The following is a 17252-nucleotide window of genomic DNA, read 5'->3' as shown; positions in this document are numbered from 1 at the left end:
GGTTTCCTTACGCTGAGGGGACCGGGGCGCGGTGCTGGGCGGCCAGGCGCTCCAGCTCCGGGACGATCTCGTTGGGCTTGGGGTCGGCGAGCACCTCGCCGCGCAGCCTGGCCGCGCCCTCGGTGAAGGCGGGGTCGGTGAGCAGGCGGATGAGCTTGTCCCGCAAGGCTTCCGCGGTCAGCTCGGCCGGGCGCACGTACAGACCGGCGTTGATGCCCTCCAGCTGCTGGGCCTTGAGCACCGCGTCGAACATCTCCGGCAGCAGCAGCTGCGGCACGCCGTAGAGCATCGCGGTGGCCGCGGTGCCCGCGCCGCCGTGGTGGATGATCGCCGAGCAGGTGGGCATCAGCGCGTGCAGCGGCACGAACTCCACCAGCTTCAGGTTCTCCGGGACCTCGGTCAGCTCGGCCTGCTGGGCCGCGCTCATGGTGGCGATGATCTCGATGTCCAGGTCGGCCATGGCCGTCACCAGGTCGGTGAAGGAGACCGAGTCACCGCCGAGGCTCTCCCGCGCGGACACGCCGAGGGTGATGCACACTCGGGGCCGGGAAGGCTTGACCCGCAACCACTCCGGCACCACCGCGGGCCCGTTGTAGGGCACGTAGCCCATGGGCACGATGGGCTGGCCGACCGGCAGCCGGGTGCTGGCCGGGGTCTGGTCGATCGTCCACTGGCCGCTGACCAGCTCCTCGTCGAAGGTGATGCCCAGGCGTTCGCAGGTCCAGCCCAGCCATTCGCCCAGTGGGTCGTCCCGGTGCGGTTCGGGCTGCTGCTCGTGCAGCTCCAGGAAGCGGTTCCTGGTGCGGGTCAGCACGTCCGGGCCCCAGAGCAGCCGGGCGTGCGCGGCCCCGCTGGCCCGCGCGGCCAGGGATCCGGCCCAGGTGAACGGTTCCCAGATGACCAGGTCGGGCTGCCAGGAGCGGGCGAAGGCGACCAGCTTGTCGACCATGGAGTCGTTGTTGGCCAACGAGTAGAACATCGGCGTCATCATGGTGTACATGCCGAGCATGTAGTCCCAGGTGAGCACCTCCGGCCTGGTCTCGGAGAAGTTGATCTCCGGGTGGTCGGCCTGCTTCTCGCTGGTGGCCTGCTCGCGGGTCTGGTGGATGACGTGGTCCTCGCCGACCGGGACCGCGGTGAGCCCGGCGTGCGTGATCGCGTCGGTGAGCGCGGGCTGGCTGGCGATGCGGACTTCGTGGCCCGCGGTGCGCAGCGCCCAGGCCAGCGGCACCATGCTGAAGAAGTGGGTGTTGTGCGCGAAGGAGGTCATGAGCACACGCATCGGCGGCTCCTTCCGGAAGCGGTGGCGGCTAGGCCGTGACAGGAAGACTGAGGGGGCCGCGCAGGACCGGGGAGCGCCTGCGGCGCAACAGCTTGCCGGTCTGGCGCAGCTTGGGGGCGTGTTCGGCGAGCACCCGCAGCGCGGTCTCGGCCTGCACCCGCAGCAGCGGGGCCAGCAGTCCACAGTGGAATCCGCCGGTGAAGGACAGCGGTGCGGGACCGGGCACGCGGGTCAGCTCGAACTCATCCGCGTCGGCGTAGAGCCCGGGATCGCGGCCGGCGGCCCCGGCGAGCACCACCAGCTGGCTGTCCTTGGGGATCTCGATCCCGGCGAACTCGGTGTCGGCCAGGGCGACCCTGGTGTGCAGCTGGACCGGCGCGTCGAAGCGCAGGGTCTCGGTGACCGCGTCGGCGGCCAGGCCGGGGTCGCCGACCAGCTTCGCCCACTGCTCGGGGCGGGCCAGCAGCGCGTGCACCGCGTTCACCAGCAGCGTGGTGCCGATCTCCACCCCGGCGGTGGCGGTGATCACCGCGGCGTGCCGGGCCTCGGGCACCGTGCAACCCATGTCGGACAACAGCTTCGTCACGTTGGCCAGCGCGGCCAGCAGGGCCCTGGTCGGGCCGAGCGGCTGCGGGCACACCAGGGAGTCCAGGGTGGGCCGCAGGTCGGCGCACAGGCTGGCGAAGTGCGCGCGGTCGGCGTCGGGGATGCCGAGCAGGTCGGCGGTGAGGTCCACCGCCAGCGGCGCGGCGAAGTCGGTCACCAGGTCGAACCGGCTGTCCTGCTTGCTGATCCTGGACTCGGCCAGGCGGCGGACGTGCGGTTCGTGGATGTGCACGGCCTGTTCGCTGAGCAGGTTCGCCGCGCGCTCGGTGATCCGGGCGTGCCCGGCCGCGCCAAGACCGAGGAAGGTCTCGTCCAGCGGGAGCACCTGCGGCACCGGCGGTTCGCCGTCGGCCTTGCGCAAGCCCAGCCTCGGATCGGTGAGGATGGTGCGGCCCAGGTCCGGGTCGGCGGTGACGAACGCGCCGAGCAGGCTCTGGTGCAGCACACCGCGTTCGCGGACCATGGCGTGGAACGGGGTGGGGTCGTCGGCCTGGGCGCGCAGGATGAGCGCGTACGGGTCGCCGGTGGTGCCGAAGTGCCACTGGAGCCCTCGGGTCATCTGCAGGTGCAGGCCCAGCTGGCTCGGCGTGCGGTCGGACATCACGCCTCCTTGGCGCAGAAGGAGATGAGCTGGTCGGAGATCTCGTTGACGACGTCCGACTGGTGGTGGTTGAGGTAGAAGTGGCCACCGGGCATGGTGCGCAGCGCGAACTCGCCGCGGGTGTGCTCGCCCCAGGTGGTGGCCTCGTCCAGGTTGACCCTCGGATCCGCCTCGCCGACGATCGCGGTGATCGGGCAGGACAGCGGCACCCCGCCCTGCCAGCGGTAGGTCTCGGCGGCCTTGTAGTCGCTGCGGATCGCGGGCAGCACCATGCGCAGCAGCTCCTCATCGCCCAGCAGCGCGGAGTCGGTGCCGGAGAGGCGTTGCAGCTCGGCCACGATGCCGTCGTCGCTCTGCTGGTGCACGCGTTCGTCCCGGTGCCGGGACGGGGCGCGGCGGCCGGAGGCGAACAGCGCGGCCGGGACCACGTCGAACTCCTGCTCCAGCAGGGTGGCGACCTCGAAGGCGATGCTCGCGCCCATGCTGTGCCCGAACAGCGCCAGCGGCTGGTCGGTCCAGGCGAGCAGGGGTTTGACGATCTCCCTGGCGAACTCCTGCACGTTCTCGATCCGCGGGTCCAGCCGCCGGTCCTGCCGTCCCGGGTACTGCACGGCCAGCACCTCGATGGAGGGGGTGAGCGCGGCCGAGAACGGGTAGTAGTAGCTGGCCGCGCCACCGGCGTGCGGGAAGCAGGCCAGCCGGACCTTGCTGTCCTCGGTGGGGTGGAATCGGCGCAGCCAGAGGCCGTTGTCGCCGGTGTCTGCTGTCATCGTGGTTCCTGTTCTTGCTTCGCGTTTCCGGCGACGGTGACGGACGAGGCGACCCAGTCCACAATGGACTGTGCGGTGGCCCCGGCGTGCTGCTGGGTCATGGTGAAGTGGTTGCCCGGCACATCGGCCACGGCGTGCGGGAAGGGCCAGTGCGAGCGCCAGTCGGCCTCGCCGGTCCACTCCCCCATCGGCTCGCTGGCCCGCACCAGCAGGGTGGGCACGGGCAGTGCGCTGGGCTGCCACCCGGCGAGGTGCCGGTAGTAGGCGCCCATGGCGGTGAGCCGGGTGTCGTCAGCGGGCACGTAGTCGCCCTGGTTGCCGAGCATCCACTCGGTCATCTCCCGCTGCCACACGCCGATCGGGCCGCTGTGGTCGGGTTCGTAGACGTCCAGCAGCACCAGGCCGGCGGGCGGGGTGCCGCCCTCGGTCAGGTGTGCGGCGAGCTGGTGCGCCAGGATCGCGCCCGCGGAGTGTCCGATGAGGACGAACGGGCGGCCGTCGGCCTGCGCCAGCACGGCCTGCGCCTGCAAGCGCAGGGCGGCGGTCAGCGTGGCGGGCAGGGGTTCGCCGTCGAGGTAGCCGGGCAGTGGCAGCGCGGCCATCGGGTACTGGCCGCGCAGGGCGGTGGCCAGGCGGGCGAACTCGTGCGGGCCGGAGATGGCCGCGGTGCCGCTGCACCCGATGAGCACCGGTCCCTCGCCCTCGGCGGCCAGCCGGATCGGGCGGACCAGGTCGGCGCGGTCGCTGGTCTCGTCGAAGCTGGGCCGGAACGCGGCGGTGTCGGCGAGCAGGTCCATGAACTGCGCGATCCGTCCACTTCGGACGGACTCCTGGTAGAGCGTGGCCAGGGTGCTGGGCTGCTGGGCCGGGGTCTCGGTGACGCCGATGCGGTCGCGCAGGTGGGCGGCGAGCTCGGCCGGGGTGGGGTGCTGGAGCAGCAGGCCGGGCGCGAGCTGGACGCCGGTGGCCGCGGTCAGCCGGTTGCGCAGCTCGACCGCGGTGAGCGAGTCGAAACCGGACTCCAGGAAGGCGCGGTCGGTGGCCACGTCCTCGGCGGCGGTGTGGCCGAGCACGGCGGCGGCGTGCCCGCGCACCAGGTCCAGCAGGCGGCGCTGGGCCTCGGCCGGTTCGAGTGCGGCCAGCCGTTCGGCGAACCCGGGTTCGGGCGCGGGTTGCGCGGCGGGTTCCGGCTTGACGCGGCGCTGCGCGGCCAGTCCGGGCAGCAGCTCGGCGAGGGCGGTGAGGTCCTGGTTCTCCACCGCGGTCCAGAACTGCTCGTCCGCGGTGATGCCGGCGGCGGGTTCGAGCCAGTACCGCTGGTGCTGGAAGGCGTAGGTGGGCAGGTCGACCCGGTGGCCGCCGCGGACCGCGGGCGCGAAGTCCACCGGCACGCCCCGGGTCCAGGCCTCGGCGAGGGAGGTGTGCAGCCGCAGCAGCCCGCCCTCCTCACGGCGCAGCGAGCCGACGGTGACCGCGGGGGTCTCGGCCCGGTCGGCGGTCTCCTGGATGCCGACCGCGAGCACCGGGTGCGGGCTGGCCTCGATGAAGGTGCGGTGCCCGGTGGCGAGCAGCCCGCGCACGGTCTCCTCGAACCGCACGGTCTGGCGCAGATTGGTGTACCAGTACTCCGCGTCCAGCGCGGCGGTGTCGATCGGGCCCGCAGTGACGGTGGAGTGGAACGGGATGTCCGAGCTGCGCGGCGACAGTCCACTGAGGACGGTCAGCAGCTCATCGCGGATCTGTTCGACGTGCACGGAGTGCGAGGCGTAGTCCACCGGGATCCGCCGGGCCTTGACATCGGTGTCCGCGCAGTCGGCGAACAGCTCCTCCAGCGCGTCCGGATCCCCGGCCACCACGACGGAGGAGGCGCCGTTGACCGCGGCCACCGAGATCCGCCCGTCCCAGCGAGCCAGCCGGTTCTCGACCTCGGCGACCGGCAGCGGAACCGACATCATGCCGCCCTTGCCCGCCAGTGCCCGGATCGCCTTGCTGCGCAGGGCAACCACCTTGGCCGCGTCACGGAGGGACAGCGCGCCGGACACCGCGGCGGCGGCGATCTCGCCCTGTGAGTGGCCGACCACTCCGGCAGGCTCGACACCGTGCGAACGCCAGACCGCGGCCAGGGAGACCATGACCGCCCAGAGCGCGGGCTGGACCACGTCGACCTGGTCGTAGTCGTTGTCGCGCAGGACATCCAGGAGGTTCCAGTCGACGAACTCGTGGAGCGCCTCGGCACAGTCGGCGATGCGGGCGGCGAAGACCGGGGAGGAGTCGAGCAGCTCGACGGCCATGCCCCGCCACTGGGAACCCTGGCCGGGGAAGACGAAGACGACCTTGCCCGGCCGGGCGGCGGTGCCGCGGACCAGGGCGGGGGTGATCTCGTCGGTGGCGAGGGCGTCCAGGGCGGTGAGGTCGCCGAGCAGGACGGCGCGGTGCTCGAAGGCGCTGCGGGTGGTGAGGGTGTGCGCGAGGTCGAGCGGGGCGGGGGTGTGCGTGGCGAGGTGGTCGCGGAGGCGGGTGGCCTGGGCGCGGAGGGCGGCGGCGGTCTTGCCGGAGAGCAGGAAGGGCAGTGCGGCGGCAGCGGCGGACGCGGCGACAGCGGCGGTGCCCACGGCAGCAGCGGCGGCGGTTGGCGCGGTGCCCACGGCGGTGGCGGGCTGGGCGGCGCTGGTCTCGTTCTCCGCGGCCACGGGGGCCTGTTCCAGGATCACGTGCGCGTTCGTCCCGCTCACCCCGAAGCTGGACACCCCGGCCCGCCGCACCTCCCCCGTCCACGGCTGCGGCTCGGTCAGCAGCGACACCGCGCCGACCGACCAGTCCACCTGCCGCGAGGGCTCGTCCACGTGCAACGTCCTGGGCAGCACGCCGTGCCGCATCGCCATGACCATCTTGATCACGCCCGCGACCCCGGCCGCGGCCTGGGTGTGACCGATGTTCGACTTCACCGAACCCAGCCACAGCGGGCGTTCCCGGTCCTGCCCGTACGCCGCGAGCACCGCCTGGGCCTCGATCGGGTCGCCGAGGCGGGTGCCGGTGCCGTGCGCCTCCACCACGTCGACCTGGGCGGGGGTGAGCTGCGCGTCGGCGAGGGCGGCGCGGATGACGCGTTGCTGGGACGGGCCGTTCGGCGCGGTGAGGCCGCTGGAGGCGCCGTCCTGGTTGACCGCGCTGCCCTTGAGCACCGCGAGGACCGGGTGGCCGTTGCGCTGGGCGTCGGAGAGGCGTTCGACCAGCAGCAGGCCGACGCCCTCGCCCCAGCCGGTGCCGTCGGCGGCGTCGGCGAAGGCCTTGCAGCGGCCGTCGGTGGCCAGGCCGCGCTGGCGGGAGAACTCGACGAAGATCTGCGGGGTGGCCATGGTGGTCACGCCGCCGGCCAGGGCCAGCGTGCACTCGCCCTTGCGCAGGGCTTGTGCGGCCAGGTGCAGCGCCACCAGCGAGGAGGAGCACGCCGTGTCGATGGTGAGCGCGGGGCCCTCCAGTCCGAGGGTGTAGGCGATGCGGCCGGAGGCGACGCTGCCGGAGTTGCCGGTGCCGAGGTAGCCCTCGACGCCCTCCGGGACCTCGTGCAGGCGGGCGGCGTAGTCGTTGTAGATCACCCCGGCGAACACGCCGGTCTTGCTGCCGCGCAAGGAGTTCGGGTCGATCCCGGCCCGCTCGAACGCCTCCCAGGAGGTCTCCAGCAGCAGGCGCTGCTGGGGGTCCATGGCCAGGGCTTCGCGCGGGGAGATGCCGAAGAACGCGGGGTCGAAGTCGGCGACGCCGTCCAGGAACGCGCCGTGGCCGGTGTAGGTGCGGCCGGTGGCGGACGGGTCCTCGTCGAGCAGGTCGGGCCAGCCGCGGTCGGCCGGGAACCCGGTGACCGCGTCCGCGCCCTCGGCCAGCAGGTCCCACAGCTGTTCCGGTGAGCCGATGCCGCCGGGGTACCGGCAGGCCATGCCGATGATGGCGATCGGCTCGTGCTCGGCCGCGCGGACCTCGGTCAGCTCCTGGCGGGTCTGCCGGAGGTCCGCGGTGACCTGCTTGAGGAAGTGCCTGAGCTTGTCCTCATTGGACACTGTGGTTCCCTTCTCCCCAGTAGGAATCCCCTAGGAGATCCCGAACTCCTTGCCAATGAGGTCGAACAGGTCGTCGTCGGTGGCCGCTTCCAGGTCCTCGGCGGCCGCGCTGCCGTTGGCCTCGGTCCACTTGGCCAGCAAGGACTTCAGCCGGAGGGTGATGTGTGCCCTGGACTCCTCGTCCGGGGCGATCCCGGACAGGTCGTCCGGCACGATCACCGACAGGCTGGCCTCCAGCCGGTCCAGCTCGGCCAGCAGCGGACTGCCGCCCGCCGGGGCCGTGGACTGGGGCACGCTGTCGTCCAGGTGCGCGGCCAGCGCCTCCGGAGTCGGGTGGTCGAAGACCAGCGTGGCGGCCAGGCGCAGGCCGGTGGCCGCGTTCAGCCGGTTCCGCAGCTCGACCGCGGTGAGCGAGTCGAACCCGAGCTCCAGGAAGCCCTTGCTCTCCTCGACCGCGTCCGGCGAGGAGTGCCCCAGCACCGCGGCAACCTGCCCGCGCACCAGGTCCAGCAGCACCTCGCGCCGCTGGGCGCCGGTGCGGCCGTGCAGTCGCTGCGTGAGCGCCGTGGCGTCCGGGGCCGCGCCGGCCGCCGTTCGGCGACCGGGCTTGCGGACGAGCCCGCGCAGCAGGGCGGGCACCTCGGCCTGTGCCCGCAGCGCCGTGGTGTCCAACCCGATGGGCACCAGCACCGCCGACTCCACTGTGCTGGCCGCGTCCAGCAGTGCCAACCCCTGTTCTGAAGACAGGGGTGCCATGCCGGCCCTGGCCAGCCGCCCCAGTTCGGCCTCGTCCAGGTGGCCGGTCATGCCGCTGGCCCGCGCCCACAGGCCCCAGGCCAGGGACACGGCTGGTTTGCCCAGCTCACGGCGGTAGGCGGCGAGTCCGTCCAGGAAGGCGTTGGCCGCGGCGTAGTTGCCCTGGCCCGCGCCGCCGAAAGTCGAGGCAGCGCTGGAGAACAGCACGAACTCGGTGACCTCGCCGGTCAGCTCGTGCAGGTTGACCGCGGCGTCCACCTTGGGCCGCAGCACCGCGGCCAGCCGGTCAGGGGTGAGCGCGGAGAGCACGCCGTCGTCTAGCACCCCTGCCGCGTGCACCACGGTGGACAGGGGGTGATCAAGGGTGGCCAGCAGCGCGGCCAGCGCGTCCCGGTCGGCGGCGTCGCAGGCCTCGATCCGGACCTGCGCGCCGAGCGCGGTCAGCTCCGCGTGCAGTTCCGCCGCGCCGGGGGCGGCCGGGCCGCTGCGGCTGGTGAGCACCAGGTGCCGCACGCCCCGGCTGGTCACCAGGTGCCGGGCGACCAGCGCGCCGAGGGTGCCGGTACCGCCGGTGACCAGCGCGGATCCCCCTGCTGACGGGGCGGTGGCGGTCTTGGCCACGCGGGCCAGGCGGGGTGCGGTGAGCTTGCCTTGCCGGATGGCCAGCTGCGGTTCGCCGGTCTGCGCGGCGGCGGCGAGCTGCCGCGCGGAGTCGGGGCCGTCCAGGTCGAGCAACTGGAACCGGCCCGGTTCCTCGGCCTGCGCCGAGCGGATCAGGCCCCAGACCGCGGCGCCTGCTGGATCGGTCACGTCCGCGGCCGCGCCCCGGGTGACCACCACCAGGCGGGCGTTGGCGAAGCGGGCATCGGCCAGCCACCCCTGTGCCGCCTCCAGGGCGATAAGGGTGGTGGCGTGCGCGGTCTTCGCCATGGGTCCGTCCACTGTGGGCAGTGGCAGGAATACCAGCTCGGGCACCTCGGTCAGTTCTGCCAGTCCGGTGTGCTCCTGCACCCGGACCCCCGCGGCGCGCAGACCGGCCGCCACGCCCAGTGCGTCGCCGAGCACGGCGGCGCGGCCGAGCGGGCTGGCAGGCGCGGGCACGGTGACCCAGTCGAGCTGGAACAGCGAGTCGTGGTGCCCGCCGCCGAGGGCATCGGCGGAGAGGGCGCGCAGCACCAGGGAGTCGACGGTGGCCACCGGGTTGCCCTCGGGGTCGGTCACCGCGAGCGCGATGCCGTCGTTGTCCACCTTGGACAGTCGCACCCGCAGGCTGGTCGCGCCGGTGGCGTGCAGGCTGACGCCGGTCCAGGCGAAGGGCAGCCGGGCCTGCTCGGCGCTGAAGAAGCCGCCGAGGCCGATGGCCTGCACCGCCGCGTCCAGCAGGGCCGGGTGCAGCGCGAAGGCGTTGTCCCGGTGCTCTTCGGGCAGGGTGACCTCGGCGAAGACCTCACCGCCCTTGGTCCAGGCGGCGCGCAGGCCCTGGAAGCTGGGCCCGTAGTCGTAGCCCGCCTCGCTGAGCCGGTCGTAGAGGCCGTCCAGGGCAACGGGTTCCGCGCCCGCGGGCGGCCAGGCGCCGACGGCGACCGGGGCGCCGAGGCCGGGCAGCAGGGTGCCGCTGACGTGCAGCTGCCAGGGCTCGTCCTCGCCGGTCTGGGAGTGCACGGTCAGCGAGCGGGCGCCGGAGTCCTCCGGTTCGCCGACGGTGAGGTGCAGCCGGACCGCGCCGTCCTCGGGCAGCACCAGCGGCGCGGCCAGGGTCAGCTCCTCCACCCGGTCGCAGCCCGCGGCCAGGGCGGCGTGCAGGGCGAGCTCGACGAAGGCGGTGCCGGGCAACAGGATCGAGCCGAGCACGGCGTGGTCGGCCAGCCAGGGGTGGCTGCGCACCGAGATCCGGCCGGTGAACAGCAGCTCCTCGCTGCCGGGCCGGGTGATCGCGGCGCCGAGCAGCGGGTGCTCGGCGGCGGTCAGGCCGAGCTCGGTGGCGTCGGAGCCGGTGCGGGCCGGGGTGTCCAGCCAGTAGCGCTCGCGCTGGAAGGCGTAGGTGGGCAGGTCGATCCGCCGGGCCCCGGTGAGCAGCTGGCCGAAGTCGACCGGCAGGCCGCGCACGGCGGCCTCGCCGAGGGAGAGCAGGAACCGGGCAAGCCCGCCTTCCTCGCGGCGCAGCGAGCCGAGCGTGACGGCGTTGCTGCCGGTCTCCTCCAGGGTTTCCTGCACGCCGACGGTAAGCACCGGGTGCGGGCTGGCCTCGACGAAGTAGCGGTAGCCCTGTTCGGCCAGCGCGCGGGTGACCTCGGCGAACCGGACGGTCTGACGGAGGTTGGTGTACCAGTACTCCGCGTCCAGCGTCGCGGTGTCCACCAGCTCGCCGGTGACCGTGGAGTGGAACGGGATTTCCGAGGTGCGCGGACGGATCGGGGCCAGGAGCCGCAGGATCTCCTCGCGGATCTCCTCCACGTAGGCGGAGTGCGAGGCGTAGTCCACCGGGATCTTACGGGCCCGGATGTTCCCGGCCTCGCACTCGGCGAACAGCTCTTCCAACGCGTCCGGCTCACCGGCGACCACCACCGAGGAGGTGCCGTTGATGGCGGCGACCGAGATGCGGCCGTCCCAGCGAGCCAGTCCTTCCTCGACCTCGGCGACCGGCAGCGGCACCGACATCATGCCGCCCTTGCCGGCCAGTGCCCGGATCGCCTTGCTGCGCAACGCGACCACCCTGGCAGCGTCCTGAAGGGACAGTGCGCCGGAGACCGCGGCCGCGGCGATCTCACCCTGGGAGTGGCCGACCACCACCGAGGGCTCGACGCCGAAGCTGCGCCACAGCGCGGCCAGCGAGACCATGACCGCCCACAGTGCGGGCTGCACCACGTCCACCCGCTCGAAGCCGGGACCGTTGCCGCGCAACACTTCCAGCAGGTCCCAGTCGGCGAACTCGCGGAGCGCGGCCGCGCAGTCGCCGAGCCGTTCGGCGAAGACCGCGTTGGTCTCGGCCAGCTCGACGGCCATGCCCAGCCACTGCGAGCCCTGACCGGGGAAGACGAACGCCACCTTCTCCCCCGGCGCGGCCACGCCAGAGGTCAGGCCGGGCCACGGTTCGCCGTTGGCGAGCGCGTCCAGGCCGGTGCTCAGCTCGGCGGTGTTGCCCGCGACCAGGATGGCGCGCTGGTCGAAGGCGGTGCGGGCGGTGAGCAGGGAGTGCGCCAGGTCGGCGAGGCCGGTGTCCGGGTGGGCGGCCAGGTGCGCGGCGAGCGCGCGGGCCTGACCGCGCAGGGCCTCCGGGGTGCGGGCGGTGAGTCGCACCGGCACCGGTCCGTCCATAGTGGACTGCTCAGCGATGTCGGTCGCGGGCGGCTGTTCGATGATGACGTGCGCGTTGGTGCCGCTGATGCCGAAGCTGGACACCGCGGCCCGCCGCACGCCCTCCGGCCAGGGCTGGGCCTCGGTGAGCAGCGAGACCGCGCCAGCGGACCAGTCGATCTGCGGGCTGGGCGCGTCGATGTGCAGGGTCTTGGGCAGCAGGCCGTGGTGCATCGCGAGCACGCTCTTCATCACCCCGGCGACCCCGGCGGCGGCCTGGGTGTGCCCGATGTTGGACTTCAGCGAGCCCAGCCACAGCGGGCGGTCCCGGTCCTGGCCGTAGGTGGCGATCAGCGCCTGGGCCTCGATCGGGTCGCCGAGGGTGGTGCCGGTGCCGTGCGCCTCCACCAGGTCGACGTCCGAAGTGGACAGTCCGGCGTTGGCCAGCGCCTGCCGGATGACTCGCTGCTGGGACGGGCCGTTGGGGGCGGTGAGGCCGTTGGACGCGCCGTCCTGGTTGACCGCGCTGCCCTTGACCACGGCCAGGATGGGGTGGCCGTTGCGCTGGGCGTCGGAGAGGCGTTCCACCAGCAGCATGCCGACACCCTCGGCGAGGGCGAAGCCGTCCGCGGCGGCGGCGAATGCCTTGGAGCGACCGTCACGGGCCAGCCCGTTCTGGCGGCTGAACTCGAAGAACATGTCCGGCGTGGACATGATCGTGACGCCACCGGCCAGGGCGAGGGAGCATTCACCGTTGCGCAGGGCCTGCACCGCCCAGTGCAGGGCGACCAGCGAGGAGGAGCAGGCGGTGTCCACGGTGACCGCGGGGCCCTCCAGGCCGAAGGTGTAGGACACCCGGCCGGAGAGCACGCTGGCGCCGTTGCCGGTGGCCAGGTAGCCGGACAGGTTCTCCGGCGCGCCCGCGAGCAGCGGCGCGTAGTGCTGGCCGTTGGTGCCGGCGAACACGCCGGTCCGGCTGCCGCGCAGGGTGTCGGGGTCGATGCCCGCGCGCTCGAATGCCTCCCAGGAGGTTTCCAGCAGCAGGCGGTGCTGCGGGTCCATGGCCAGGGCTTCGCGCGGGGAGATGCCGAAGAAGGCCGGGTCGAACTCGCTGGCCTCGTGCAGGAAGCCGCCGTGGCCGACGTAGCTGGCTCCGGTGCGCCCGTTGGGGTCGATCAGCGCGTCCAGGTCCCAGCCGCGGTCGGTCGGGAAGCCGGTGATGGCGTCGCCACCGGACTCGACCAGCCGCCACAGCGCTTCCGGGCTGGTCACGCCGCCGGGGAAGCGGCAGGCCATGCCGATGATGGCGATCGGCTCGTCGTCGGCGGCCGCGGTGACCACCGGTCCGGCGATCTGCGCGGCGTGGCCGATCAGCTCGCCGCGCAGGTGCTCGGCGAGCACGGTGGCGGTCGGGTAGTCGAAGACCAGCGTGGCCGGGAGCTTCAGCCCGGTGACGGTGTTGAGGCGGTTGCGCAGGTCGACCGCGGTGAGCGAGTCGAAGCCGAGCTCGCGGAAGGCGCGGTTGACGTCGACGGCCTCCGGGGAGGCGTGTTCGAGCACGGCGGCGAGCTGGGTGCGGACCAGGTCGAGGACGAGTTTCCCTTGGTCTGCCTCGGAAAGTCCGGTGAGGCGCTGCACCAGCGGGGAGGCTTCGACGGCCTCGGGCTCAGTTTCCGGACGGGCCTGCGGGATCTCGTCGAAGAGGTGGCTGGCGCGGGCGGCGGTGAAGCCGGGGACGAAGCGGTCCCAGTCGATGTCGGCGACGGTGAGCACCGGCTCCTCGTGCTCGATCGCCTGGCGCAGCGCGGAAAGCGCGAGCTCGGGGTCCATCGCGGTGACGCCGCGGCGGCGCAGGAACTCGCCGTAGCTGTCCTCGGTGGTGGTGTCGCCGCCGTCCCACGGGCTCCAGGCGATCGCCACACCGGGCAGGCCGCGGCCGCGCCGGGCTTCGGCCAGCGCGTCCAGGTAGGCGGTGCCCGCGGCGTAGGCGCCCTGGTTGCCGCCGCCCCAGATACCGGCGACCGAGGAGCAGAACACCACGGTCTCGACCGAGTCGTCGAGCAGGGCGTCCAGGTGGGTGGCGGCCGCGGTCTTGGCGTTGACCACGGCGGCGAAGGAGGCCAGGTCGCTGTCGGCCAACGACTTCAGCGGCACCACCGGCGGGGCGTGCACCACGGTGGCGGGTCGGTGTTCGGCGAGCACGGCGCGCAGCGCGGCGCGGTCGCCGACCTCGCAGGCGGCCAGGGTGACCGTGACGCCGTCGGATGCCAGTTCGGCGCGCAGGTCTTCGGCGGTGTGGTCGTGCTGACCGGCCAGCACCAGGTGCTCGATGCCGTTGCGGGCCAGCCACTTCGCCACCAGCGAGCCGAGCGCGCCGGAGCCGTCGGTGACCAGCGCGGTGCCGGTGGGCTGCCAGTTGCGGACCGGGGCAGCCGAGCCGAGCGGGGCGGGGGCGAGGCGGCGGGCGAAGATCCCGGCGGCGCGGATGGCCACCTGGTCCTCGTCGGCCGCGGCGAGCACGGCGTGCAGCCGGTTGACCGCGGTCTCGTCGAGGCGGTCGGGCAGGTCGACCAGGCCACCCCAGCGCTCGGGGTGCTCCAGCGCGACGACCCGGCCGAGGCCCCAGACCTGGGCCTGGGTGGCGCTGCGCAGGAGATCCGTGGCGGAGGTGGAGATCGCGCCCCGGGTGGCGCACCACAGCGGGGCGGTGATCCCGGCGTCGCCGAGGGCCTGGGTGAGCACCACGGTGCCCGCGAGCCCGGCGGGCAGCGGATGTTCGGCCAGCGGGGACTCGTCGAGGGCGAGCAACGAGAGCACCCCGGCGGGCGTGAAGTCCAGTGCGGCCAGTCGGTCGGCGAGGGCGGCGCGGTCCAGCGAGCCGCCGATCTCCAGCACCCTCGCCCCGGACAGCACGGTCTCGGTGTGCCCCTCGGGCTGCACCACCAGCCAGTCACCGGTGAGCGCGGCGGCGGGCAGGGTGACCGGCCGCCACTCCACCCGGTACCGCCATCCATCCACAGTGGACTGTTCGCGGCGCTGGCGACGCCAGGCGGCGAGCACCGGCAGCACACCGGTGAGCGCCTCGGCCTCGGCGCCGAGGGTGGCGGCCAGGGTGTCCAGGTCCTCGGTCTCGACAGCGGTCCAGAACTCGGCGTCGGCCGGGTCGGTGGTGTGCTCGACGGCGGGGGCGCCGTCCTCCAGCCAGTAGCGCTTGCGCTGGAAGGCGTAGGTGGGCAGGTCCACGTGCGCGGTACCGCCCCACAGAGTCTCCCAGCGCACCGGCAGGCCGTGGACCTGGCCCTCGGCCAGCGAGGTCAGGAAGCGGTCCAGGCCGCCTTCGTCCCGGCGCAGCGAGCCGACCGCGACGGCTTCCACGGTCTCCTGGATGCCGAAGGTGAGCACCGGGTGCGGGCTGGCCTCCACGAAGAACCGGAACCCGGACTCGCCGAGCAGCCGGACGGTCTCCTCGAACCGGACGGTCTGGCGCAGGTTGGTGTACCAGTACTCGGCATCCAGCCCGGTGGTGTCGAAACGCTCGGCGAAGACGGTGGAGTAGAACGGGATCTCCGCCGCCCGCGGCTCCAGTCCACTGAGGACGTTCAACAGTTCGGCGCGAATGCTCTCCACGTGCGCTGAGTGCGAGGCGTAGTCCACCGGGATCTTGCGGACCCGGATCTCCGCGGTCTCGCAGTCGATGAACAGCTCCTCCAGGGCGTCCGGATCACCGGCGACCACCACGGACGCGCTGCCGTTGACCGCGGCCACCGAGATCCGCCCGCCCCAGCGAGCCAGCCTGGCCTCGACCTCCGCCACGGGCAGCGAGATCGACATCATGCCGCCCTTGCCCGCCAGCGCCCGGATCGCCTTGCTGCGCAACGCGACCACCTTCGCCGCATCCCGCAGCGACAGCGCACCGGAGACCGCGGCCGCGGCGATCTCGCCCTGTGAGTGGCCGACCACTCCTGCGGGCTCGACCCCGTTGGCGCGCCACAGCGCGGCCAGGGAGACCATGACCGCCCACAGCGCGGGCTGCACCACGTCGACCTGCTCGAAGTCACCGCTGCGCAGGACGTCGAGGAGGTCCCAGTCGGTGAACTCGGCGAGGGCTTCGGCGCATTCGGTGAGGCGCGCGGCGAAGACCGGGGAGGTCTCCAGCAGCTCGACGGCCATGCCCAGCCACTGGGAACCCTGGCCGGGGAAGACGAAGACGACCTTGCCGGTGCCGATGCTGTCGCCGGTGACCAGGTTGGCGGCGGGTTCGGCGCTGGCGAGCGCGGTGAGGGCGGTGCGGAGCTCGGCGCGGTCGCGGGTGATGGCGACGGCGCGGTTCTCGAAGGCGGAGCGGCCGAGGGCGAGCGCGCGGCCCAGGTCGGCCAGGGGGAGGTCGGGGTTGGCGTCGAGGAAGGAGAGCAGGTTGGTGGCCTGGGCGCGGAGGGCTTCGGGGCCGCGGGCGGAGAGGGCGACCGGTGCCAGCACAGGCGGCACGAACGACTCATTGGACTCGGTGGCCGGGGCCTGTTCCAAGATCGTGTGCGCGTTGGTGCCCGAGACGCCGAAGGACGAGACCGCCGCGCGGCGCGGGCGACCGGTCTCCGGCCACTCGCGGGCCTCGGTCAGCAGCGACACCGCGCCCGCCGACCAGTCCACGTGCGGCGTCGGCTCGTCCACGTGCAGCGTCCTCGGCAGCACCCCGTGCCGCAACGCCATCACCATCTTGATGATGCCGCCGACCCCGGCCGCGGCCTGGGTGTGCCCTAGGTTCGACTTCAGGGAGCCCAGCCACAGCGGCTGGTCGGCCGACTTCTCCTTGCCGTAGGTGGCCAGCAGGGCCTGGGCCTCGATCGGGTCGCCGAGCACGGTGCCGGTGCCGTGTGCCTCCACCGCGTCCACTTCGGACGGTGTGAGCTGCGCGTTGGCCAGGGCGGCGCGGATGACGCGGCGCTGGGACGGGCCGTTGGGGGCGGTGAGGCCGTTGCTCGCGCCGTCCTGGTTGACCGCGCTGCCGCGCACCACCGCGAGGATCGGGTGGCCGTTGCGCTGGGCGTCGGACAGGCGTTCCACCAGCAGCATGCCGACGCCCTCGGACCAGGAGGTGCCGTCGGCGGCCGCGGCGAAGGACTTCGAGCGGCCGTCCGGGGCCAGGCCGCGCTGGCGGGAGAACTCCACGAACGCGCCGGGGGTGGACATGATCGCCACGCCACCGGCCAGCGCCAGGGTGCACTCGCCGTTGCGCAGGGACTGCACGGCCAGGTGCAGCGCGACCAGCGAGGACGAACACGCCGTGTCGATGGTGACCGAAGGGCCCTCCAGGCCAAGAGTGTAGGACACCCGGCCCGACACCACGCTGCCGGAGTTGCCGGTGCTGAGGTAGCCCTCGACCCCGGCGGGCACGCTGTGCAGGCGGGCCGCGTAGTCGTGGTACATCAGGCCCGCGAACACGCCGGTGCGGCTGCCGCGCACGGTCGCCGGGTCGATTCCGGCGCGCTCGAAGGTCTCCCAGGCGGTCTCCAGCAGCAGACGTTGCTGCGGGTCCATGGCCAGGGCCTCGCGCGGGGAGATGCCGAAGAAGCCGGGGTCGAACTCGTCGGCGGTGTGCAGGAACCCGCTCTCCCGCACGTAGGAGGTGCCGGGGTGTTCGGGATCGGGGTGGTAGAGGGCGTTGAGGTCCCAGCCGCGGTTGGCCGGGAAGCCGGAGATCGCGTCGCCGCCGCCCGCCACCAGCCGCCACAGGTCCTCCGGCGAGCTGACCCCGCCGGGGTAGCGGCAGGCCATGCCGACGATGGCGATCGGCTCGCGGTCCTCGGCCTCCACCTCGTGCAGGCGCGCCTTGGTCTGCTGGAGGTCCGCGATAACCCGCTTCAGGTAGTCGCGGAGCTTGTCCTCAGTCG

Annotated in this window: 4 protein-coding genes and 1 pseudogene; all 5 read right to left on the bottom strand. The window is 73.2% G+C overall.

Features of this window, described 5'->3' with window-relative positions; translation table 11 throughout:
* Positions 1–7: 7 nt before the first annotated feature.
* Positions 8–1282 (bottom strand): activator-dependent family glycosyltransferase, encoded by a 1275-nt coding sequence (locus N8J89_RS11375; protein ID WP_283664300.1) that lies wholly within the window; start codon positions 1280–1282, stop codon positions 8–10.
* A gap of 28 nt (positions 1283–1310) precedes the next feature.
* On the bottom strand, positions 1311–2489 hold the full coding sequence (locus tag N8J89_RS11370) for a cytochrome P450 family protein (protein WP_283664299.1): 1179 nt from the start codon (positions 2487–2489) through the stop codon (positions 1311–1313).
* Positions 2489–3259, bottom strand: coding sequence for a thioesterase II family protein (locus N8J89_RS11365; RefSeq protein WP_252478949.1), 771 nt, complete (start codon positions 3257–3259; stop codon positions 2489–2491). The genes N8J89_RS11370 and N8J89_RS11365 overlap by 1 nt, the downstream gene beginning before the upstream one ends.
* Positions 3256–7311, bottom strand: a pseudogene (locus N8J89_RS11360) (type I polyketide synthase); the annotation flags it as partial. The gene N8J89_RS11365 and the pseudogene N8J89_RS11360, both read right to left, overlap by 4 nt.
* A gap of 33 nt (positions 7312–7344) precedes the next feature.
* A complete protein-coding gene (locus N8J89_RS11355; protein ID WP_502868482.1) occupies positions 7345–17214 on the bottom strand; it encodes a type I polyketide synthase in 9870 nt (3289 codons plus the stop codon).
* Between the last annotated feature and the right edge of the window lie 38 nt (positions 17215–17252).

This window comes from Crossiella sp. CA-258035, assembly GCF_030064675.1.
Taxonomy (GTDB): Bacteria; Actinomycetota; Actinomycetes; order Mycobacteriales; family Pseudonocardiaceae; genus Crossiella.
The sequence above is the reverse complement of the archived record's forward strand: the minus strand, read 5'-3'. Positions and strand labels throughout refer to the sequence as shown.

What these genes read in the sequence shown, in the direction of transcription:
- N8J89_RS11375 (WP_283664300.1), bottom strand. Translation starts at nt 1,282, where the DNA reads ATGCGTGTGCTCATGACCTCCTTCGCGCACAACACCCACTTCTTCAGC.
- N8J89_RS11370 (WP_283664299.1), bottom strand. Translation starts at nt 2,489, where the DNA reads ATGTCCGACCGCACGCCGAGCCAGCTGGGCCTGCACCTGCAGATGACC.
- N8J89_RS11365 (WP_252478949.1), bottom strand. Translation starts at nt 3,259, where the DNA reads ATGACAGCAGACACCGGCGACAACGGCCTCTGGCTGCGCCGATTCCAC.